This window comes from Streptomyces sp. NPDC006435 (genome assembly GCF_040612315.1).
Taxonomy (GTDB): Bacteria; Actinomycetota; Actinomycetes; order Streptomycetales; family Streptomycetaceae; genus Streptomyces.
Genome location: NZ_JBEXPY010000011.1, coordinates 139220 through 160065, shown reverse-complemented (window position 1 = coordinate 160065; position 20846 = coordinate 139220). Strand labels below are relative to the sequence as shown.

Below are 20846 nucleotides of genomic sequence, written 5' to 3'. Positions count from 1 at the left end.
TGACCGCGCGCCCCGTCCGTTCACACGTCCGTCCGGATCACCACCGCCAGCGTGCGCGGGCCGTGCACGCCCTCCACCCGTTCCAGTTCGATGTCGGACGTGGCCGAGGGGCCGCTGATCAGTGTGGTCGGCCGGCCCGGCACCAGCCGCGCCACCGCCTCCGGGACGCCGACCTCGACCTTCGACAGGTCGACGACGCACACGTGCAGGTCGGGCACGAGGGACAGCGCCCGGCGTCCCTGGTCGGACGAGCCGTCGAGGAAGATGGTGCCCGTCTCGGCGCAGCCGACGGCCGAGGCCGTGACGACCCCGTCCAGTTCGCCGAGCCGGGGGGCCGGGATGGTGTCGGAGTCCTGCTGGACCTCGCCGTCGTACGCTCCGAGCCACTGCTCGTCGAGTCCGGCCGGCGCGCCGATCCGCCGGGCCCCGCGTTCCCGCAGCACCTCGGCGAGGACCTGGGCGGTGCGGTCGGCGGTGCAGGTGTGCACCGTCGCCCGGTAGTCGACGAGCCGGTCGGTGAACAGGGCCAGGCGTTCGTCGTCGGGGAGGGTTCGGCCGGTGCGGTAGGCACGCGGGACGGTGACGTCCCGGGCGGGGGCGAGGGCCAGGGCGTCCTTGATCCGGCCCAGTACCGTGTCACGGGCGGTCGTCATGCGTCCTTCTCCTTCTTCCCGTCCTTCTCGTCCTTCTCGTTCCTCCGGTACTCGTCGGCGGCGTCCCGCATCGTCGCGGCGCCCTCGGCCGACGCCAGCCAGGAGCGGAAGGTCCGCTTCGGCGGGACGGCGGTGTCCCGGCTGTCGCTCCAGCCGTCGAACGGCGGCGGCAGGTGCGAGATCTTCCCGTCCCGGCCGCCCAGCACCCGGCCGAGCCCCGCGCCCTTCTGCGCCGCCGTGAAGAGTTTCGGGTGCTTCATGACGGTGGCCGCGGCCCTCATGGCGAGCTTCTCGGCGGTGACACCGGTCTGTTCGGTGTTCTGGTGGCGCAGTTCGACCAGCAGCGACGGGATGTCGATCTTGACGGGGCAGGCGTCGAAGCAGGCGCCGCAGAGGCTGGAGGCGTACGGCAGCGAGCTGTTGGGGTCGTCCTTGGCCGCGTGCATCCCCGCGAGCTGCGGTGTCAGGACGGCCCCGATCGGCCCCGGGTACGTCGAGCCGTACGCGTGGCCGCCGGTCCGTTCGTACACCGGGCAGACGTTGAGGCAGGCCGAGCAGCGGATGCAGTTGAGCGCCTCGCGGCCGATCCGGTCGGCGAGCGCTGCGGTGCGTCCGTTGTCGAGCAGGATCAGGTGGAAGTCCTGCGGCCCGTCGCCCGGCGTCACGCCGGTCCACAGCGAGGTGTACGGGTTCATCCGCTCGCCGGTGGAGGAGCGGGGCAGCAACTGGAGGAAGACCTCCAGGTCCTGATGGCGCGGCAGCACCTTCTCGATGCCCATGACGGTGATCAGGGTGTCGGGCATCGTCAGGCACATGCGGCCGTTGCCCTCGGACTCCACGACGGACAGGGTTCCGGTCTCGGCGATGCCGAAGTTGGCGCCCGAGACCGCGACCTCGGTGGTCATGAACTTCTCGCGCAGATAGGCGCGGGCGGCGGCGGCGAGGTGCGCGGGCACGTTGTCCAGGCCCGGGTCGACGCCCGGGATCCCCTTGAGGAAGATCTGCCGGATCTCGTCGCGGTTGCGGTGGATCGCGGGCACCAGGATGTGCGACGGCTTGTCGTGCGCGAGCTGGACGATCAGTTCGGCGAGGTCCGTCTCGTACGGGGTGATACCGACCGATTCGAGATGCTCGTTGAGGCCGATCTCCTGGGTGGCCATCGACTTGACCTTGATGACGTCCCTGCTGCCCGTCGCCTCGACCAGCCGGGCGACGATCTCGTTGGCCTCGGCGCCGTCGCGCGCCCAGTGGACGGTGCCGCCGTGCTCGGTGACCTTCCGCTCCAGCTGTTCCAGGAGTTCGGGGAGCCGGTTCATGGTGTCGGTCTTGATGGCCGAACCGGCTTCGCGCAGCGCCTCCCAGTCGGGCAGCTCGCCGGTGACGTCGAGGCGTTTGGCGCGGATGGTGCGGGTGGCGCGGCCGAGGTTGCGGCGCAGTTGTTCGTTGCGCAGCTCGTCGTGCGCGGCACGGGGGAACTTCCGGTCGCCGCGCAGGTTGCCCGTCCCGTACGGGGAGCGGGGCGGGGGCGCGGGCATGCCGAGGAAGGTACTGCTCATCGGACGGCCTCCGTCGGGACGTACGGCGAAGTGCGGGTGGCGGAAAGGATCTGGGCGAGGTGCAGGGTGCGGGTGCCCGACCCGATCCGGGAGAGCCCGCCGCCGATGTGCATCAGGCAGGACGAGTCGCCCGCCGTGCAGACACCGGCACCGGTCCCGGCGATGTTGCGCATCTTGTCCTGGAGCATCGCGGTGGACGTCTCGGCGTTCTTGACGGCGAAGGTGCCGCCGAATCCGCAGCAGGAGTCGGCCTCCGGCAGCTCGACGAGGTCGATCGAGTCGACGGCGCGCAGCAGCTTCAGCGGCTTGTCGCCGACGCGGAGCATGCGCAGGGAGTGGCAGGTGGGGTGATACGTCACCCGGTGCGGGAAGTACGCGCCGACGTCCTCGACTCCCAGGACGTCGACGAGGAGCTCCGACAGTTCGTACGTCTTGGCCCTGACGGTGGCCACGCCCGACCGGAGCGCCGCGTCCCCGTACCGCTCGGCGACGATCTCGTGCTGGTGGCGGACCGAGCCCGCGCAGGAACCGGACGGCATGACGACGGCCTCGATCGAGGCGTCACCGAACTGTTCCGCGAAGTTCCGCACCAGGGGCAGGGGTTCGCGCTGGTAGCCGGTGTTGACGTGCATCTGGCCGCAGCAGGTCTGCCCCGGTGGGAAGACCACGTCGTGGCCCAGGCGGGCGAGCAGGACCGCGGTCGATTTCACCGCCTCGGGGAAGAGGGTGTCTCCCAGACAGGTGGCGAAGAGTCCGATGCGCATGGGTCTCTCCGATCGTTTCTCCAGTTTTATGGTCCGACCATACTAGCCTCGGTCCGAAACATGAAGGAGGCGGTGCGCACGTGCCGGTCGCACCGCGAACCCATTAAGTCATGAACCTGACAAGAATGGACGCGGCCCCGGATTCCGCGCCCGCCCGCCCCGGACCGGGTCCGGGGCGGGTCCGGCGTCGCCTCACTCGTGGCCGGAGTTCCCGTCGACCAGCGTGCCGTGCAGGCTGCGGATGTGCTTCTCGACCAGGTCCGCGGCCTTCGCCCCCTGCCCCGCCCGCACCAGGCCGAGCAGTTCGGCGTGTTCCGCGTCGAGCGCGGCGGCCGCGGCCGGCCAGTCCTCCGCCTCCTCCAGCGCCCGCAGGATCAGCGGTCGCACCGACTCGCGGACGGCGGAGGTGAGCGTGGAGGTCAGTTCGTTGCCGGAGCTGCGGGCGATGTGCACATGGAAGCGGGTGTCCAGGTCGTTGAACTCGGCCACTCCGACACCCGGTTCGCCCATCCGCGCGACCAGCGCCTCCGCCTCGTCGAGGTCCTCCGCCGAGGCGTGTCTCGCGGCCGCCTCGAAGCTGGACCGCTCCAGCACGACCCGCGCCTCCAGGACGTCCTCCAGGCTGTAGCTGCCCAGGGCGAAGTGCAGGCGCAGCAGCCGCCCGAGCGCGTCGTCGGGGTTGCGCACGATCCGCGCCCCGGCGTCCGGCCCCCGGCCCGGCTGCGCGACCAGCACGCCGATGGTCTCCAGCACCCTCAGTGCCTCGCGCAGCGCGGACCGGCTGACCCCGAGCACGGGTGCGAGCTCACGCTCGGGCGGCAGCCGGTCGCCCGCCCTGAGCTCGCCGGAGAACACCCGCTCCTCGATGCTCTGGAGCACGAGCTCATGCGTACGGGACTGTCGTACGGGTTGCCATTCGACGGGCATCCGTCACCCCCTGCCTCGGCCGGAATCGTCCGGTTGCCGTCGCTTCTGCTGCCCGATCCTCAACTATGTCACACACCGCATATGGTCGGACCAAAGCTCGGGCGCCGTTCAAGCACCCGTCCGCGGCCGCTGTCCCACCCGCGTCCGCTTTCCCGTCCCCGCCCGCTTTCCGTCCGTGCCCCTCCCTCCGGCCCTTCCCCGCTCAGTAGGTGACGACGATGCGGCGGCCCGCTCCGTCCACCTCGATCTGTCCGCCGTACGGGATGATCAGCTGCGGGTCGGTGTGGCCGAAGTCGACGTCGAGGACGGCCATGGTCCCGGGGGCGTACTCGTCCAACGCCCGCAGGACCGCCTGCCGCTGCTCCTCGCGGTACCGCTCCCCCTCCTCGGCGCCGAGCGGCTGTTCGAACGACCAGTTCTTGGCCCGGGCCATGAGGAGGGCCGGGAACTGGGCGAGCAGCCCCCGCTCCCCCATGCTCCGCAGGATCCAGTAGACCTCGTCGGCCGTCGGCATCTCCTCGGACGTCTCCAGGAACAGCACCCGCCCCGCGTAGTTTTCCACCGGCCCGATCTCGCGGTCGGCCATCAGCAGCCAGGAGAGGATCTCCACGTTCCCGCCCCAGCTCGCGCCCTTCACGGTCCGGCCGTCGGCGTTGTGCCAGATCCAGCCGTCGCAGGGGAGCATCTCGGGTTCGGAGTCGAAGGTCCCCGGGTCCTCCCACCGGCCGTTCGCGCCGTTGGTCTCCTTGGGCGGGGTGAGCTCGAAGGCACCGTGGGTGAAGAGCGCGGCCCGCAGGGAGTCGGCGGTCAGCGGGTGCATCGCGCCGGGCCGCCCGAGCTCGCACATCACCGTGCCGCCGTGGTACCCGACGATGCCCAGGTTGTCGAGGAACACCAGCAGGTTGGTGTTGTCGCTGTACCCGAAGAAGGGCTTGGGGTTGGCACGCAGCAGGTCGCGGTCCAGGTACGGCAGCACGGTGATCTGGTCGTCGCCGCCGATGCTGGAGATCACGGCCTTGATGTCGGGGTCGGCGAACGCCGCGTGGATGTCGGCCGCCCGTTCCTGCGGGGTGGAGCCCATCTTCCGCGTCGTCGGGTACTCCACCGGTTCGAGTCCGAACTCTTCGCGGAGCCTGCGCAGCCCCAACTCATGGGGCAGCGGCAGAAGACCGGGGAGGCCGGAGGAGGGGGACAGCACGGCGACGCGGTCACCGGGCACGGGCTTGGCCGGATAATGGTTGCTCGACATCCGCTGAGCGTAGGCGGCTCCGGGCGCGGCATCGTCATGATTTTCGATCCGCCCGGCCCGTCCGCCGTCCGGTCCCGGTCGCCCCCGTCGCCCCGGTCGTCTCGGTCGTCTCAGTCGCCCCGGTCGTCTCGGTCGTCTCGGTCGTCTCGGTCGTCTCGGTCGTCTCGGTCGTCTCGGTCGTCTCGGTCGAAGGATCCGTGGCGGCCCGCGCCGTTCCCGAACCGTTCGGCGCCGGCCTGCGTCTCCCCTGCGGTCAGCGGCACCAGGCCGTGCCGGTACTCCGCGGCCAGCGCCTCCGACTCGCCCAGGCCGTGCTGTTCGAGCACCGACAACCGGTCGTGGCGCAGGCAAAGTTGTGGGAAGGCGGCGATCTCCCGGGCCAGCCGCTCCGCCGCCCCGCGCGCCCCGCCGGGCGGCACGATCCGGTTGGCGAGTCCCATGGCGTACGCCTCGGCGGCCGGGACGGGCCGCCCGGTGAGGATCATGTCCATGGCCCGGCTCTCGCCGATCAGGCGCGGCAGCCGTACCGTTCCGCCGTCCACCAGCGGCACGCCCCAGCGGCGGCAGAACACCCCGAACACCGCGTCCTCCTCGGCCACCCGGAGATCGCACCAGAGGGCCAGTTCCAGGCCCCCGGCCACCGCGTGACCGGCGACCGCCGCGATGACGGGCTTGCCCAGGCGCATCCGGGTCGGCCCCATCGGCCCGTCCCCGTCGGCCAGGACCTTGTTGCCCCGCTCCGTGCCGATGCCCTTCAGATCGGCGCCCGCGCAGAACGTGCCGCCCTCGCCCCACAGCACGGCGACGGACGCGTCCGGGTCGTCGTCGAACTCGCGGAAGGCGTCGGCCAGCCGGCTCGCGGTCGGCCCGTCCACCGCGTTGCGGACCTCGGGCCTGCTCAGGATCACCGTGAACACGGCGCCGTCGCGCTCGATCCGTACCGCCGGTCGTTCGCTCATCGTTCGGCCTCCCACAGGGGATCGTGCGGGGACGGCGGAGCACCCCGTCCCCGTCGGCACAGCTGATTCATGCGATTCTCACGCAACCGTTCTACGGTGGGGCCCGTGACCCAGATGAGTCCGCCCGGCTGGCACCCAGACCCCGGGCACACAGGAACAGGCCCCGTCCACGAACGCTGGTGGGACGGCACCCGGTGGACCGATCATCTCCGCCTGCCTCCCGCCGAGGCCCGGCGCCGCCGGACGCGCGTCGGCATCGGCATCACCGCCGGTGTGGTGGCCCTCGCCGTCGTCGGGGGCGGCGTCCTCCTGTGGTCGGACCGCTCCGACGACCCCGGGAAGCACGCGTCCGCGACACCGTCCGCCCCGCCCTCCGACGACGCCGGACGCGGACCGGGCGCACCGGGGGGCGAGGACGGGGACGGGCCCCCCGGGCAGCGGGCCCCGCAGGCCGAGGACGGCTACGCCACCGACCTCGCCAGCGGCATCAGCCTCCCGGTGCCGGACGGCTGGGAGGGCACCTCGGGGGTCGCGGGCGCGGGAGTGACCACGGGCAATTACCCCTGCCCCGGCAACACGTCCGAGAAGTGCGTGCGCGGCGGGGTGTTCTCCACGCCCGCGAAGATGCTGGAGCTCGACACCACGACGCCCAGGGCCACGGCACTGAAGGACATCTCCGCCAACGCCTCCGAGTCGTACGGCGAGAAGATCTACGGGGGCATCACCTCGCACGAGGAGCTCAAGTCGGAGGCGGTCACCGTGGCCGGCGAGAAGGGGTACCTGGTGCGCTGGAAGGTCGTGACGAAGAACGGCGACGACGGGTACGTCCAGTCGCTGGCCTTCCCGTCCCCCCATGCCGAGAACATGATGGTCGTCGTCCGTTCCGGCTTCGACGTCAGCTCCAAGGCCCCGAAGCTCTCCGTGATGGACGACATCACCAAGGGCATCAAGGCCGCCTCGGGAACGGGCAGGGGCCCCGGCACCACGGTGTAGGGACGGTCGCGGGCGCCGGGTATCGGACACACATACGCATGAGTACTACGGGCCCACCGGGCTGAGTACGCCGGCCCATCCCCCGGACGGGCCGCCGGGGTCCAATGGCCGCATGCTTCCCGACACCCCGCACCGCCCCCGCCTCCAGCACGTGGCCGCCGCCGGCACGACCCTGGCCGTGACCCTGGCCCCGCTGGTGATCGGGGTGCTGCTCGCCAAGGCCGCGGCGGCGGACCCGATGGCTCCGGTGAACGCGCTGGTGACGCGGGGCGGGCAGCCCGTCCCCCTCTCGCCCGCGCAGTGGCGCAGGTGCGGCGGGCAGGCGCTGCGCCGCTGGAAGGACCCGCTGCACGCCTGCGGGCGCCCCGGCGCCCTCGTCGCCCGGCGGCGTCCCGGGGTGCGGGACCTGCGCGGCACCCCGAAATCGCTGCCGGTCGAGCGCTGATCCGGCGACGGGTCCGGCCCCCGGAGGTGACTCCCGGAGGCCGGACCCGTCGGCATGTCAGACCCGTCGGCAGTGCAGGAACAGCTGCGGTTCGGTCGCCGCGGCCTCGTGGTCCGGGGTGAACAGGGTGCTCTGCTCCCACACGACCGAGAAACCGGCCCCGGTGACCAGTTCGGTGAACTCCTCCGGGCCGAAGCTGGTCGCGCGCACCGGCTGTCCCATGAAGACGACCCCGACGTCCTCCACGTCCAGGGGCACCGTCGCGACGACCAGCTGGCCTCCGGGAACCAGCAGCCGCCGCGCCTTGTGCAGCAGCCGGGACTGCTCGTCGCGGGACATCTGCAGCATCGAGAAGTAGATGCAGACGGCATCGAAGCCCCCCTCCTCCAGAGGGAGTTCGAGGATGTCCGCGCATTCGAAGTCCGCTTCCGGCACCTGCTTCGCCGCCAGTTCGACCATGACGGGCGAGATGTCGACCCCCAGCACCCGGTGACCCGCCCCGACCAGGGCCCGCGCGGTCGGCCGTCCCGTTCCGCTGCCGACGTCCAGGACCCGGCTGTGCGGTGCGAGCCGGTCCAGCAGTCGGCTCAACGAGGCGTGATGGGCGGCGGATTCACCGAACGCCCGCTCGTAGTCCGCGCCCAGGGCGTCGAACACCGTGGCGGCGGTGAGACCGTGCTCCTCGTCCATCGTTGTGATTCCTTCCCCTTTGCCCCGTGCCATGTGCCGGGATCGTTTCATCAATCGAAGCGGCCTTCAACGCCCGCCCCCGTCACGGAACATGAGGTCGTCGGGGAAGACGTGACGGACGAATATCCGGTTTACCGACCGGTCCGGGGTTCACTACAGTCGCCACGAATCGCGCACCACGACGGCTTCGTGGCGCGCACCGTGACGAGTGAGGGGAGACCGGTCGTGCGCCATCGCGCCGCTGTCGTCGTCCCCCGGTCACGGTACGAGGTGATCCTGGTGTCCTCGTGCGCCCGGGGCGGGCTGCGCGGCCCGCACCGGACACCCGCGACGAACGACTGACCCCGAGCAACCACCGGCGCCGGAGCGCCATCGCGTCCCGCCCCGTGCGGGGCGCCGCGTCAGGGGCTTCGTGCGGCCCGGTCACGGGCCGGTCCGTCCGGGAAATCGCGCCGACCCGTTCCGGATCACCCCGAAAGGCCATGGGCCGTGCGTACCGACATCCGCCGTCTTCCCACCGGCACCCCGACCGACGTCCGCAACCTGGGCATCCTCGCCCACGTCGACGCGGGAAAGACCACCGTCACCGAACGGATCCTCCATCTGACCGGCGCCGTCCACAAACGGGGCGAGGTCCACGACGGCACCACCGTCACCGACTTCGACCCCCAGGAACGCGACCGCGGGATCACCATCTTCGCCGCCGCGGTGAGCTGCGTCTGGGACGGTCACCGGATCAACCTCATCGACACCCCGGGCCACGTCGACTTCTCCGACGAGGTGGAGCGCTCGCTGCGGGTGCTCGACGGCGCGGTCGCGGTGTTCGACGCCGTCGCGGGCGTCGAACCGCAGAGCGAGTCGGTGTGGCGGCAGGCGGACCGGCACGGGGTGCCGCGGATCGCCTTCGTGAACAAGCTGGACCGGGCCGGTGCCGACCTCGACACCGCGGTCGCGTCGATCAGGGACCGGCTGCACACGGTTCCGCTGGTGGTCCAGCTGCCGATCGGCAGCGAGGACGACTTCACCGGCGTGGTGGACCTGGTGCGCATGCGGGCGCTGGTGTGGGCCGACGGCGACGGTGTCGAGGAACGGCCGGTGCCGGACGCCCTGCGCGAGGAGGCGCACCGGCGCAGGCGGCTCCTGGAGGAGACGGTGGCGGAGCTCCATCCGGCCGCGCTGGAGGAGTTCTGCGAGCGGTCGGCGCTCGGGGAACGGACCCTGGGCACCGCGCTGCGCGACCTCACCCGCACCGGGGAGGGCGTGGTGGTGCTGTGCGGCTCCGCCTACCGCAACCGCGGTGTCGAGCCGCTGCTGGAGGCCGTCGTGTCCTGTCTGCCCTCGCCGCTGGACGTTCCGGCGGTACGCGGCACCCTGGACGGCGAGGTGCGGGAACGCGCGGCCGATCCGGCGGCGCCGTTCGCCGCGCTGGTGTTCAAGGTGACCTCGACGGCCACCGGCCGCCTGAACTACCTGCGGGTGTACTCGGGAACGCTGCGGAAGGGGGACACGGTGCTGGACGCGGGCGCCGGGCGCACCGAGCGGGTGGGCCGCATCCTGCGGGTGCGGGCCGACCGGCACACCGATGTGGACACGGCGGTGGCCGGGGACATCGTCGCGGTGATCGGGCTCAGGAGCGGCCGGGCCGGTACCACCCTGTGCGATCCGGCGGCGCCCCTGGTCCTCGAACCGCCGTCCTCGGCCGAGCCGGTCGTCTCCGTGGCGGTGGAGGCCCGTCGCAGCACCGACACCGAACGGCTGGTGACGGCGCTGGCCCGGCTGGCCGAGGAGGACCCCTCGCTGCGGGTGCGGACCGATCCCGAGACCGGTCAGACGGTGCTGTCGGGCATGGGGGAACTGCATCTGGAGGTCGCGGTGGAGAAGATCCGTCGTGCTCACGGACTGGAGATCGGCGTCGGCCGGCCGCGGGTGGCCTGCCGGGAGACGGTCGTGCGCGGGGTGTCCGGGCTGGTGTACCGGCACGTGAAGCAGGACGGCGGCGCCGGGCAGTTCGCCCATGTCGTCCTCGACGTGGAACCGTCGGACGCCCCCGGCGACCGCGCCGGTGACGACGACGGCTTCGTGTTCGCGTCGACCGTCGTCGGCGGGCGGGTGCCGCAGGAGTACGTCCGGGCGGTGGAGGCCGGTTGCCGGGACGCCCTGGCCGAGGGGCCGCTCGGCGGGCATCCGGTGACCGGGCTGCGGGTCGTGCTGACCGACGGGGCCACCCACTCCAAGGACTCCTCGGAGATGGCGTTCCGCACGGCCGGCCGGTTCGCGCTCCGTGAGGCGTTGCGCGCCTGCGCGATGGTGGTGCTGGAGCCGGTGGCGGAGGTCACCGTCACGGTGCCGGACGACGCCGTGGGCGGGGTGCTCGGCGATCTGGCGGCGCGGCGCGGCCGGGTCTCGGGTTCGGCCGCCCGGGCGGGCACCTCGGTGATCACCGCGACCGTGCCGCTGGCGGAGCTGTTCGGCTACGCGACCCGGCTGCGCAGCCGGACGCAGGGCCGGGGCACCTTCACCACCCGTCCCGCGGGCCACGCACCGGCGCCGGGTGCGGTGTCCTCCGGCACGCCGGTCCGGTAGCGGGGGCCGTCCCGGTCCCGTCCCCGTCGGGGCGGGACCGGGGCCCGGTCCGTCCGGGCTCCGGCGCCCCCGCCGCTACGGGTGTGCCGGGATCACGCAGTCGTCCTCCTGCGCGGGGGCGCGCCCGGTCGGCCAGGCCACCCCCTCGAACGTCAGCTTCTTCGAGCCGGGTTCGAGGTGGACCACGGACAGCGCCTTGTTGTACGGGTTGCCCGCGTTGGTGAGGCAGATCCAGCCGCCGGCGCCCCGGACGCGCAGATCGGCGTTCAGCTTGCCGAGGTCCTTGCGGATCCGGTCGGCCGTCGGCACTTCCTGCCCGCTGGTGTGGACCGCCCGTGCCAGCGCCCTGGACGCGGTCAGGACGACGTCGTACGTGACGATGGTGCGTCCGTCGTCGAGGTAGACGTCCCCGATGGCTCCGCCCTGCGCCGTGATGTCGCGCCGCAGGGCGGCCATGGCGTCCTGGGCCTCCCGGAGGTACAGCGGCGGGCGCTGCGTCCTGCGGCGCGGGTCCTTCTGCCACCTCGCGAGTTCGATGGACCACGCGTCGGGGTGTGCCGGGGCCGCGTAGCGGATGGTGACGGAGGGTTTGCCGGAGCCCGGGTCGCCCTGGAGCAGGGCCCGGTGGCCGTCGTCGAGCCGCTGGTCGAGCGTCGTGGCGTCGGAGCCGGTGATCACGGTGTACGACTTCTTCTCGCGGCAGTAGGTGGTGGCCAGCTTGTTCACGAAGAGCTTCAGGTGCAGGGCCCGGCCGGCGAAGTAGACGACGTGGGCGTTGGAGCGGCAGATGTTGCCCGCGAAGTCCTCGAACTCGTTGGGGGTGACGCCCGCTTCCTCGACGCCGGGGGACTCGAAGCGCATGTCCTGGACGCCGCCCCGGCCCTTGGCGGCCCTGGCCTCGGTGAAGGCGTCCCGCAGCGAGCGGTTGTAGTCGTCGCCCGGCCGGTCGTCGGTGACCAGGGCCGTCTCCGTCCCCGCCAGGCCGGGGTCGAAGGCGAGGAGCGCGCGGGCCTGGTCCTTGGTGGTGGACACCACCCGGGCGAGACCGGGGAACGGGACCTTCTGCCGGCCCTCCGGGTTGGAGAAGTCGTCGGCCGTCACCACGCTCGCGACGGCGGGCAACTTCAGGGTGTTGGTCACGTACGTGAGGGCTTCCTTGGTCTTCGTCAGGCTGAGGTTGAAGCCGACGACCGCTCTCAGGTCCGGTTCCTGCCGCACGAGTTGATCGACCGTCGTCCTCCACTGCCCGTACGCCCTGCCGGGGTTCGCGAGGACGAGGCGGATGGGCGGCTTCGCGGCGTCGGCCCCGTTCGCCCCGGCCTGGGCCAGATAGGCGCCCTGCACCTCGCTGAGGATCTGCCGCCGCACCGCCGGGTCGCCCGACTCCATCGGGATGAGCAGGGCGACCGTCGCGTGCTTCTTGCCGGCGACCGCCCTGTTCTGTTCCGCGATGTGCGCGAAGACCTCGGGCATGCCCTTGACCCCGGGCATGAACACACCGCTGCCGTCGGAGACTCCCAGACACTCCGCGTCGTGGACCTGGAGGCCCCTGCCGCAGCTCTCCGGCTCACGGAAGAAGCCGTAGTAGACGCCGAGGCCGGACGCCACGAGTGCCAGGGACGTGACCACGGCGGTCACCGGCCCCAGGATCCGGCGCCCCGGCCGCCCCGTGGGCAGCGGTTCGGGGTTCTCCTCCAGAGTGACCTGGACCAGTCGGCTGGGCAGCGGGGTGTGGTCGCCCAGGCTCCGCATCTCCCCGACCCGCACCCGTTCGGCGAAGCGTTCGCGGAGTGCCCCGGCGAGTCCGTCCGGCGGCACCGGCGGCCCGGCGCCCTCCTCGGGCGTGGCCCCGCCGGGTTCCGATGTGGTGACGACCACCGGGTACACGCGCAGGCCGCGGGACTCCCCGTCGTACGCGGCGATGAGCCGGTCCCGGATGATCCGCCGCGCGGGGACGGTGTCCACGTCCGGCAGGAGGAGGACCGGGCGACGCGCCCGGTTGAGCCGGCGGACGATCCCGTAGTGCGCGTCGATGTCGGCGAGCAGCGCCTCGACGAGCAGCAGTTGTTTCGCCTCCGCCGGCTCCTCGCGCAGGCGTTCCAGTTGCTCGCAGACCGCCTCGAAGGTGCGTTGCCGGGGAAAGCGCTCGGTGCCGTACCAGCGGACCGTCCGGTGGTGGGGGAAGCGGAAGGCGTTGACCGTCTTCAGCAGCAGGCCGACCAGTCCGCCCATGCCCTCGCTGACGTACGGGTCCTCCAGGAGGGGGTCGATCCGGGGGCGCAGCTCGGGCAGTGTCTGCCGGCGCTCCTCGGTGATCGCCTCCCTGATCTGCCTCTTCAGGTCCCCGATCTGCCGCGGCCGGGACTGGGTGGGGACCGGCTGCCACTCGTAGAGCGCCGTGCGGGCGGCGGCGAAGCGCGGGAAGACCATCGGCAGGCCGTGGGCCACCCGGCCCCCGTATCCGCAGCCCTCGGTCATCGCCTGCAACTGCTCGACGACCAGGTCCTCCTGATCGCCCTCTCCCCGGTCGCCCCGCTCCCCCTCGGGAACACCGGCTCCCCCGGGCTCTCCGGGTTCCTCGACCGCCCCGGCCCGGACGTCGCTCGGATTGTTGACCGGCACGATGCCCCGGTAGCTCTTGACCAGGGCGTCGAGCCATTGCCGGACGGGGTCGGGCCCGCCCTCGACCTGGATGACGAGCGCACCGGATCCGCGCTCGAAGCGCACTCTCCTGCGGGTGAATCTTTCCCTGAAGGTCAAATGTGCCAGGACATCGTCCAGCGCCATCCGTCACTCCCCGTTCCCGAACGGCGAATCGGTGAGCACTATAGTGTCAAGTGACCTTGAGAGAACGGAAGTTGGACATCAGGACGCTTCTCGTGCAATGACACCGGACGGATGTTCCCGGCCGGTGTCGTCGCACGGCGCCCCGTCCGGGGCCGCGGGCTCAGTGCGCGAAGACCTCGCGGAGCCTGGCCTCCTTCTCACTGTCCAGGTTGGAGTGGATCAGCTCGGTGTGACCGCCGGGAAAGGCGTTGCGCACCCGCTCTACCACGGCGTCCTGGGAGAGCAGGAAGAGCGCCGAAGTACCCGGGGTCACCTGCGACTTGACCGAGTCGATGAAGTCGTCGTCGATGCCGATGTCGGCCATCTTGCCGCCCAGCGCACCGGCCGCGGCGCCGACCGCCGCGCCGAGCAGCGGCATGAAGAAGAGCAGGCCGAAGAGCATCCCCCAGAACGTGCCGGAGAGGGCGCCCGCTCCCGCGAGGTTGTGCAGCTGCTTCGTCCTCGGCTTCCCCGCCTCCGCGGGCCAGCTGACCGTGGCCGCGTCCAGCACCTTGATCAGCTCCTGCTTCTGCAGGTTCAGAAGCGTGTCCTCCACGCTGCCGGCCCCCTCCGGCGTATCGAACTTCCATACGGTCAACGTGGCCATGAGGCTCCTCCAGGCGCGACTGCGCGCGATCGACGGAACCCCAAAGTAAGCGAATTGAGCATAGGGTGCATTTCGCCCGATTCGATTCACGGGGTGCGGGAAACCGCACCGCGGGCGGACGTCCCCGCGGCCCCGGTGAGGGGAGAGCGCTGTGCACGAACCGCCGATGATGCTGCTCGGCCTGGGCCGTTCGGCCGAACGTGTCGTACGTCCCCGGCGGGCGCTGCGCGCCGGGAGCGCCCACGCGGTGGCCGTGGCCGTGGCGGTCGCACTGGGCATCCTCCTGTCGAGGATCGACGGCGGCGCCCGGGTCGCGTCCGACCGGGTCGTGGACGTGCTCAAGGTGGTCGGGCTGGGGGTGCTGAGCATCACCACCCTGATCTTCTCCCTGCTGTTCCTGGTCGTGCAGTGGGCGGCCGGCAACTTCAGCCACCGCCTCGCCCTCTTCCGTTCGGACCCCGTGGTCTGGCGGGTCTTCGCGTTCACGATCGGCGTGCTGGCCTTCACCGTGGCCTCGCTCCTGACCATCGGTTCCCGCCCGAGCGTCTCCCTGGCCGTCCCCGTCACGACCCTGGTCCTCGCCGCGCTCACCCTGCTGCTCGTGCGCAGGCTGCAGCTCGACGCCCTGCGCTCCATCCAGCTCTCCCACGTCCTGGACGATCTGCGCGGCCGCGGCCTGGAAGCGCTCGCCATGTACTACCCGCCCGTCGGCGACGGGGAGCCGCGGCCCGCCCTCCCCGACGGACCGGAGACGTCCGAACCGGTCTCCTCCGTCCGCTGGCGGGGTAACGCCGTGCTCGTCGAGCAGCTCGACCTCGTCCGGCCGGCGAGGGCCGCCGCGCGCACGGGCGCGGTCGTCGTCCTGCGTGCCCGGGTGGGAGACACCCTGTACCGGGGCGACGTGGTGGCCGACGTCCACGGCGGTGCGGTGCCCGAGGAGGACGTCCTGGGGGCGGTGGTGGTGGGGAAGGAGCGCACGTTCCACCAGGACCCGGCGCTCGCCTTCCGGCTGCTCGCCGACATCGGATTGCGGGCGCTCTCCCCCGCGATCAACGACCCCGCCACCGCCGTACAGGTCCTGGACACCCTGGAGGACCTGCTGCGCCGCCTCGTCGCCGGCGACACCGGACGACCCACCCGGGCCATCGCCGACCGGACGGGCGCCGTGCGCCTGGTGATGTCCGTGCCCGGCTGGGAGGAACTGCTGCGGATCGGCCTGGACGACGTCCTCGACGCCGCCTCGAACGCCCCCATGGTGCTCGCCCGCTGCCGCGTCCTCCTGTCCGGCGTCCTCGCGGTGGCGCCCGCCGGCTGCCGCCCCGTACTGGAACGACGGCTCCTGTGGACCGAGCGGCGGCTCGCGGACCGGCGCCCCTCCTTCGCGGCGGACGGGCCCGCCGGCTGAGCCGCGCCCGCGCCCGCACCCGCACCACTGGCGCCGGAGGACGTCAGCCCTTGCGCCCCACCGCCTCGTCCGCATCGACACCGACGTCGGCGTCGGTATCGGTTCCGCCGGCCAGGAAGTCCGTCACCGCGAGGGCGAACAGCAGGGCCAGGGCCAGGCCGACGACCACCCAGCCGGTGGGGTGGGACCACAGGAGGTAGGTCACGAGCCCGGCCGCCACGAGGATCCAGACGATCCAGGTCCGGTACCGGCGCACGAACGGACCGACCGGGCCGGTCCGCAGTCCCGCCCGGTCGGCGGTGGCCCGCGCGGCCCCGATGCCCGAGGTCCACAGGTTCCTGACGAGAGCGGCTCTGCGACCGGTGCCGGTGAGCCAGGCGGACAGGGCGACGACGACACCGAGGGCCGCGGTCATCCGGACCATCGTGTGCAGGAAGTGGGTGAGCACGTCGTAGACCGATCCGGCGGCCGCCCGGGAGACGTCCGGCGGCAGGGCGTCCAGATAGAACGCCCTGAAGACGCGCAGGGCGACGCCGAGCAGCGCGGTGGTGGCCGCGACCCCGAGCGCGCCGACGACCAGGGCCCTGCGCCGCCGGACCGAGAGCAGGACACCGCCGCCGACCAGCAGGACGACCAGGACCGGGAGCCAGGCGCCCGCCAGCTGGAGGAGGCGCGTCCAGGTCCTGACCCGTCCGATGTCCTGCGACTTCACCAGCGTGAAGTCGGTGTGCACCTCGGGGATCCGTCCGGCGGCCTTCATCCCCTCGTCGACGAGACGCTGTTTCACCCGGTCGACGACCGGCCCCAGGTCCAGCGTGACGGCGTCCCCCTCCAGCTCCACCGCACCGCCGCCGCTGCCGGTCAGCGCCTTGTCCACGGAGGCGTGGGCCGCCCGGTTCGCCCGGGTCCAGACCCGCTCGAAGGCGTCGGAGGCCACGATCTCCCGGGCCTTGTCGTGCACGAAGCTGCGCACGGCCCCCTCCAGCGCGTCCCCGAGCCTCCCCAGGGCCTTCTCCAGTCGTGGGCGGTCCTCGGCGGCGACGTCGGAGAGCAGTGTCGACAGGTCGATACGGGTCATGAGCGCGTCGGTCACCCGGCCTGCGACGGCGTCCTGCACATCGGGGTCGGAGGCGAGCGGCGCCACGGTCGCGACGTAGCGGTCGGTGTCACCGACCTCGTCCGCCGCCCACGCGGCGACGATCCCCAGCGGGGCGAGCAGACACCCGATCAGGACGAGCACCACCGCGAGGGAGGACCGCACCCGGTGCCGCCCGCGGGGCGCGGCCGCCCCGGCCTCCAGCGCGGCCACGCGTCCGCGCAGCTCCCGCAGTTCACGCTCCGCTTCCCCGGGCGTCCCGGCTTCCCCGTCCTCGGCCACGGGTTCCTCCTCCGGTCGTGGTGCGCCGCCTTCCCCCGCAGTTCGGAAGCCCCCGTGGTTCGCGGGCCCCGGAGTTCAGAGGACCCCGGTTCTCCGCACGCGGCGAGGGGAACCGGTCGTTCGGGTGAGCCGGGGGCGACGGCCGCTCACGGCACGACGACGGCGAAATCGGGATCCGGCTCGTCGAGGTGGCCGAGCAGCTCGGTCACCTTCCCGGGGTCGCCCTCCACCTCCGCCCCGCCCCGCTCCACCAGTTCGGGGAGGGCCGCCGCGCCCAGCAGCACCGCCCGCAGGTCGTCCTCGCCCAGCGTCACCTCGACGTCCGGTTCGCAGGCGGCCGGGCCGTCGCCCGTGACATGGGTGAGGACGCCGTTGCGCAGGCGCATGGTGACCGGGTCGCCGCCCTTCGGCCGCCAGCGCACGCAGATGTCCGCGTCCCAGGAGCCCGGCCCGTCGACCCGGACGGCGAGGGCGTCGAAGAGCTGGTCCAGGGTCAGCGCGCCCAGCAGGTCGGGAGAGGCCGTGGTCGTCGGGGTGCCCACGGAGCCGTGCCGCAGCTCCAGCGCCCCGGTGAGGTAGAAGTTGCGCCAGGTCCCGTTCTCGCTGCCGTACCCCAGCTGCTCCAGCGCGTCGGCCTGCAGCTCCCGGGCGTCCGCGTTGCCGGGATCGGCGAACACCACGTGGTCGACCACCTGGACCACCCAGCGGTAGTCGCCCTCGGCGAACGACCGGCGTGCGCGGCGCAGCACCTCGTCGGCGCCCCCCATGAACTCGACGTACCTCGTGGCGCTCTCGACCGGGGGGTGTTCCCACCGGTGGGCCGGGTTGCCGTCGAACCAGCCCAGGTACCGCTGGTAGACGGCCTTCACGTTGTGGCTGACCGAACCGTAGTAGCCGTGGGTGTGCCAGGCCCGCTCCAGGGCCGGGGGCATCACCAGCTCCTCGGCGATCTCCAGCGGCGTGTACCCCTGGTTGAGTCTGCGGAGGGTCTGGTCGTGCAGATAGGCGTAGACGTCGCGCTGCTCGGAGAGGAACTCGATGACGCGCTCGCGGCCCCGGACCGGCCAGTGGTGCGAGGCGAAGGCCACGTCGGTGTCGTCGCCGAAGAGGCCGACGGCCTCGGTGAGGTAGTGGGCCCACTGCCGCGGATCGCGCACCTCGGCCCCGCGCAGGGTGAGCAGATTGTGCAGGTTGTGGGTGGCGTTCTCGGCCATGCACAGGGCGGCGTGGTCGGGGAAGTGGATGTTCAGCTCGGCGGGGGCCTCGGTGCCGGGCGTCATCTGGAAGACCATGCGGATGCCGTCCACGGTCTCCGTCTGCCCGGTGCGGGTGACGTCCAGTGTCGGGGCGATCAGGCCGACCGTCCCGGTCGAGGTGGTCTGCCCCAGTCCCGTGCCGATCTGTCCCCGCTCCCCCTTCGGCAGCGCGGCCCCGTACATGTAGGCGGCACGGCGGGCCATCGCCGTGCCCGCGTAGACGTTCTCCTTGACCGCGTGTTCCAGGAACCCCCGGGGAGCGATGACCGGGACGCCGCCCGCGACCTCGTCGTCGGTCACGACGCCCCGCACACCGCCGAAGTGGTCGACGTGACTGTGCGTGTAGAGGACCCCGGCGACCGGCCGGTCGCCCCGGTGGGCGCGGTACAGGGCGAGGGCGGCCGCGGCGGTCTCCGAGGAGATCAGGGGGTCGATCACCAGGATGCCCCGCTCGCCCTCGACCACCGTCATGTTGGACAGGTCGAATCCGCGTACCTGGTAGATGCCCTCGACCACCTCGAAGAGGCCGTGCTCGGCGCAGAGCCCGCTCTGGCGCCACAGGCTCGGATTGGCCGTCTCGGGGCATTCCCCCCGCAGGAACCCGTAGGCGCCGAGGTCCCAGACCGGGCGGCCGTCCGCGTCGCGCACCACCGTCTCCTCGGCGGCGCCCAGGAAACCGTGCCGCGCGTCGTCGAAGTCGCGGGTGTCGTCGAAGGGGAACCTCTGGAGGACCGCCGCGTTGCCCTTCGCGATCCACTGCTCCGCCGGCCGGGAACCGTCGTTCCGGGTCATCTCTCGCTCCCTGTCCCGCCCCGGTCGTCGGCCGGCGCGTCACGACCACCCTCCACCGACGTCCGGCCCGGACACGATCGGAACTGCTCCATACGGGAAACACGAAAAGGGTTCAGGGGCCGTGCCGGATCTCTCCGGCACGGCCCCTGAACCACGACTCTCACGAGTCGGGACGACAGGATTTGAACCTGCACCCCTTTGCCTCTCCCAACACCACGTGTTCCAGGGCGGATTGACGGAAACGGTACGCGCCGCACACCCCCGTGCCCGAACCCGCAGCATGTTGCTTCGGAGCCCGCATCCTCATGCCAGCGGAGTGGCCTTCCCTTTCCGCCGGGCTCTCGGCATCGTGTGGAGCGCATCACAGAACGTCTGTTCACGCGGGGTGCCGAGCCCCGGGTGCGCTTGCGCGCGCCTGGATGAGGGCGCCCCGGTGGCGGCCCGCCCATGAAGGAGAAACATGCCCGAATTCAGACAGCCCGGTTGGACCAGGGGCATCGCCCCGCTCGACGAGAACGCCGGTGGCCGGGTGTTCGGGGGCGCGTCCCCGGTCGCCGCGACCCCGGCCGTCGTGGCCACCGCGAGTGCCGTGGTGGTCGCCTTCGCGGCCGGCGTAGCCGTCCGCGAGCTGGCCGGCGGCAGCGACATCGAGCTCCCGATGTAGGCGGCGGCACCCCGCCACCCGTACCGGCCGGGGAAGACGCCCGGCGCGTGGCCCGGACACCCGCCGCTCCCACCGGGGCGGCCCGTCCCGACCCCCTCCCGTCGGAGCCGTGTCCCATCAGGGGCCGCCCGCGTCGGTTGCCGTACCCATGACGGCTCCACGACGCGAAGGCCGTCCGTCGGCCGGGTACGCGGCCGACGCCACTCGGCGCCCCGATCTGTGGGTCCGTCCCGTCTGCGCCGCCCGCCCATGACGTCACCCCACCGGCCGCCCACCAGCAAGGAGAAGTCCTTGAGTACCGCTTCGATACCGGCCGTTCTGTCCGAGACCGGTGCCCTGTCCGAGTCCGACCCCGGCCGGGCGCCGCTCGACACCGTTCCGGTCGCCTCCGTCACGTTCACCATGACGGCCTGCGTCGACATCTCGGTCTGCCTCACCGGAAGCACCACACAGCTCCCGCAGTAGGCCCGACGGGCCGCCCGCTGCGGGTGGCCCGGCACCTCATCAGTACCCGACACCTCACCAGTAGGAGAGTTTCATGAGCAGATCCTCGGCTCCGGCCGTCCTGACCGCGACCGGTGCCCTGACCGAGTCCGACCCCGGCGTGACGCTGTCGGCCCTCGCGCCGGTCGCCGCGACCCCGGTGGCCATCGTGGCCGGCGTGGGAGTCGCGTTCCTCGCCGGTTACGCGGTCGGCCGCACGGCCGGGAGCGACATCGAACTCCCGATGTAGTCGCGTTTCCCCCGACACCAGACCATTTCGTTCCATCACTCCAGTGAGGAGAACCCTGTGAGCACGTCTCCGACACCGGCCGCCCTGCGCGGTGCCGGCGGTCTGTCCGAGTCCGACCCCGGCCGGGCGCTGTCGACCTTCGCGCCGGTCGCCGCGACCCCCGGGGTCGTGGCCGGCGTGGCCATCGGCGTCGCCCTGGTGAACGCCTTCGTCGCCGGTTACAACTACACCGGCAGCGACATCGAGCTCCCCATGTGAACCCATTGCGCCGTCCCCGTCCCCGGTGGGGACGCCCCGTGAACGCGGCGGCGTCCCAGGGGGCGGTGGGCCGCCCCGGCGGCACGGGCGCCGAGCGGTAGGCCCGTC

19 protein-coding genes and 1 tRNA gene are annotated in these 20846 nt (G+C 72.2%); 8 read left to right on the top strand and 12 right to left on the bottom strand.

Features of this window, described 5'->3' with window-relative positions:
* Positions 1-20: 20 nt before the first annotated feature.
* The 6 genes from ABZZ04_RS14620 to ABZZ04_RS14595 form a co-directional block, all read right to left on the bottom strand.
* Positions 21-653, bottom strand: coding sequence for an LUD domain-containing protein (locus ABZZ04_RS14620; protein WP_356932544.1), 633 nt, complete (start codon positions 651-653; stop codon positions 21-23).
* Positions 650-2209, bottom strand: a complete 1560-nt coding sequence (locus tag ABZZ04_RS14615; protein ID WP_356932543.1) for a lactate utilization protein B — start codon at positions 2207-2209, stop codon at positions 650-652. The genes ABZZ04_RS14620 and ABZZ04_RS14615 overlap by 4 nt, the downstream gene beginning before the upstream one ends.
* Positions 2206-2973: a (Fe-S)-binding protein gene (locus tag ABZZ04_RS14610; RefSeq protein ID WP_356932542.1), complete on the bottom strand. Its 768-nt coding sequence runs from the start codon at positions 2971-2973 to the stop codon at positions 2206-2208. The genes ABZZ04_RS14615 and ABZZ04_RS14610 overlap by 4 nt, the downstream gene beginning before the upstream one ends.
* A gap of 192 nt (positions 2974-3165) precedes the next feature.
* Entirely contained in the window at positions 3166-3900 is a 735-nt protein-coding gene (locus ABZZ04_RS14605; protein ID WP_356932541.1) for an FCD domain-containing protein, read from the bottom strand.
* 202 nt (positions 3901-4102) lie between these two features.
* Positions 4103-5149, bottom strand: coding sequence for a S66 peptidase family protein (locus ABZZ04_RS14600; protein ID WP_356932540.1), 1047 nt, complete (start codon positions 5147-5149; stop codon positions 4103-4105).
* A gap of 110 nt (positions 5150-5259) precedes the next feature.
* On the bottom strand, positions 5260-6108 hold the full coding sequence (locus ABZZ04_RS14595) for a crotonase/enoyl-CoA hydratase family protein (RefSeq protein ID WP_356932539.1): 849 nt from the start codon (positions 6106-6108) through the stop codon (positions 5260-5262).
* A gap of 114 nt (positions 6109-6222) precedes the next feature.
* Here ABZZ04_RS14595 and ABZZ04_RS14590 point away from each other — a divergent pair, with 114 nt between their 5' ends.
* The gene (locus tag ABZZ04_RS14590) at positions 6223-7101 is read left to right on the top strand and encodes a DUF2510 domain-containing protein (protein WP_356932561.1); all 879 of its coding nucleotides are present in this window, start codon (positions 6223-6225) and stop codon (positions 7099-7101) included.
* A gap of 112 nt (positions 7102-7213) precedes the next feature.
* Entirely contained in the window at positions 7214-7546 is a 333-nt protein-coding gene (locus ABZZ04_RS14585) for a hypothetical protein (protein ID WP_356932538.1), read from the top strand.
* Between the two features lie 57 nt (positions 7547-7603).
* On the opposite strand, the gene ABZZ04_RS14580 is transcribed toward ABZZ04_RS14585, so the two are convergent.
* On the bottom strand, positions 7604-8236 hold the full coding sequence (locus ABZZ04_RS14580; protein ID WP_356932537.1) for a class I SAM-dependent methyltransferase: 633 nt from the start codon (positions 8234-8236) through the stop codon (positions 7604-7606).
* A 489-nt stretch (positions 8237-8725) separates the two neighbouring features.
* Here ABZZ04_RS14580 and fusA point away from each other — a divergent pair, with 489 nt between their 5' ends.
* A complete protein-coding gene (gene fusA / locus ABZZ04_RS14575) occupies positions 8726-10819 on the top strand; it encodes an elongation factor G (RefSeq protein WP_356932536.1) in 2094 nt (697 codons plus the stop codon).
* Positions 10820-10894: 75 nt separating this feature from the next.
* On the opposite strand, the gene ABZZ04_RS14570 is transcribed toward fusA, so the two are convergent.
* Positions 10895-13606 carry an ABC transporter substrate-binding protein gene (locus ABZZ04_RS14570; protein WP_356932535.1) on the bottom strand — a complete coding sequence of 904 codons (2712 nt, stop codon included), beginning with the start codon at positions 13604-13606 and terminating at the stop codon, positions 10895-10897.
* Positions 13607-13766: 160 nt separating this feature from the next.
* On the bottom strand, positions 13767-14252 hold the full coding sequence (locus ABZZ04_RS14565; protein ID WP_356932534.1) for a DUF1269 domain-containing protein: 486 nt from the start codon (positions 14250-14252) through the stop codon (positions 13767-13769).
* A 151-nt stretch (positions 14253-14403) separates the two neighbouring features.
* Here ABZZ04_RS14565 and ABZZ04_RS14560 point away from each other — a divergent pair, with 151 nt between their 5' ends.
* On the top strand, positions 14404-15657 hold the full coding sequence (locus tag ABZZ04_RS14560; RefSeq protein ID WP_356932533.1) for a DUF2254 family protein: 1254 nt from the start codon (positions 14404-14406) through the stop codon (positions 15655-15657).
* A gap of 43 nt (positions 15658-15700) precedes the next feature.
* Here ABZZ04_RS14560 and ABZZ04_RS14555 read toward each other — a convergent pair whose 3' ends face one another.
* The 3 genes from ABZZ04_RS14555 to ABZZ04_RS14545 form a co-directional block, all read right to left on the bottom strand.
* Positions 15701-17035 carry a hypothetical protein gene (locus ABZZ04_RS14555; RefSeq protein ID WP_356932532.1) on the bottom strand — a complete coding sequence of 445 codons (1335 nt, stop codon included), beginning with the start codon at positions 17033-17035 and terminating at the stop codon, positions 15701-15703.
* A gap of 146 nt (positions 17036-17181) precedes the next feature.
* Positions 17182-19083 carry an alkyl sulfatase dimerization domain-containing protein gene (locus ABZZ04_RS14550; protein WP_356932531.1) on the bottom strand — a complete coding sequence of 634 codons (1902 nt, stop codon included), beginning with the start codon at positions 19081-19083 and terminating at the stop codon, positions 17182-17184.
* Positions 19084-19250: 167 nt separating this feature from the next.
* A tRNA-OTHER gene (locus ABZZ04_RS14545) sits at positions 19251-19353 on the bottom strand.
* A gap of 190 nt (positions 19354-19543) precedes the next feature.
* Here ABZZ04_RS14545 and ABZZ04_RS14540 point away from each other — a divergent pair.
* The 4 genes from ABZZ04_RS14540 (at position 19544) to ABZZ04_RS14525 (ending at position 20738) form a co-directional block, all read left to right on the top strand.
* A complete protein-coding gene (locus tag ABZZ04_RS14540; RefSeq protein WP_356932530.1) occupies positions 19544-19747 on the top strand; it encodes a hypothetical protein in 204 nt (67 codons plus the stop codon).
* Positions 19748-20038: 291 nt separating this feature from the next.
* Complete coding sequence (locus ABZZ04_RS14535) at positions 20039-20212, top strand: hypothetical protein (RefSeq protein ID WP_187439020.1); 174 nt, start codon at positions 20039-20041, stop codon at positions 20210-20212.
* Positions 20213-20285: 73 nt separating this feature from the next.
* Positions 20286-20480 carry a hypothetical protein gene (locus ABZZ04_RS14530; protein ID WP_356932529.1) on the top strand — a complete coding sequence of 65 codons (195 nt, stop codon included), beginning with the start codon at positions 20286-20288 and terminating at the stop codon, positions 20478-20480.
* Positions 20481-20537: 57 nt separating this feature from the next.
* On the top strand, positions 20538-20738 hold the full coding sequence (locus ABZZ04_RS14525) for a hypothetical protein (protein ID WP_283855167.1): 201 nt from the start codon (positions 20538-20540) through the stop codon (positions 20736-20738).
* The last annotated feature ends 108 nt before the right edge of the window (positions 20739-20846 follow it).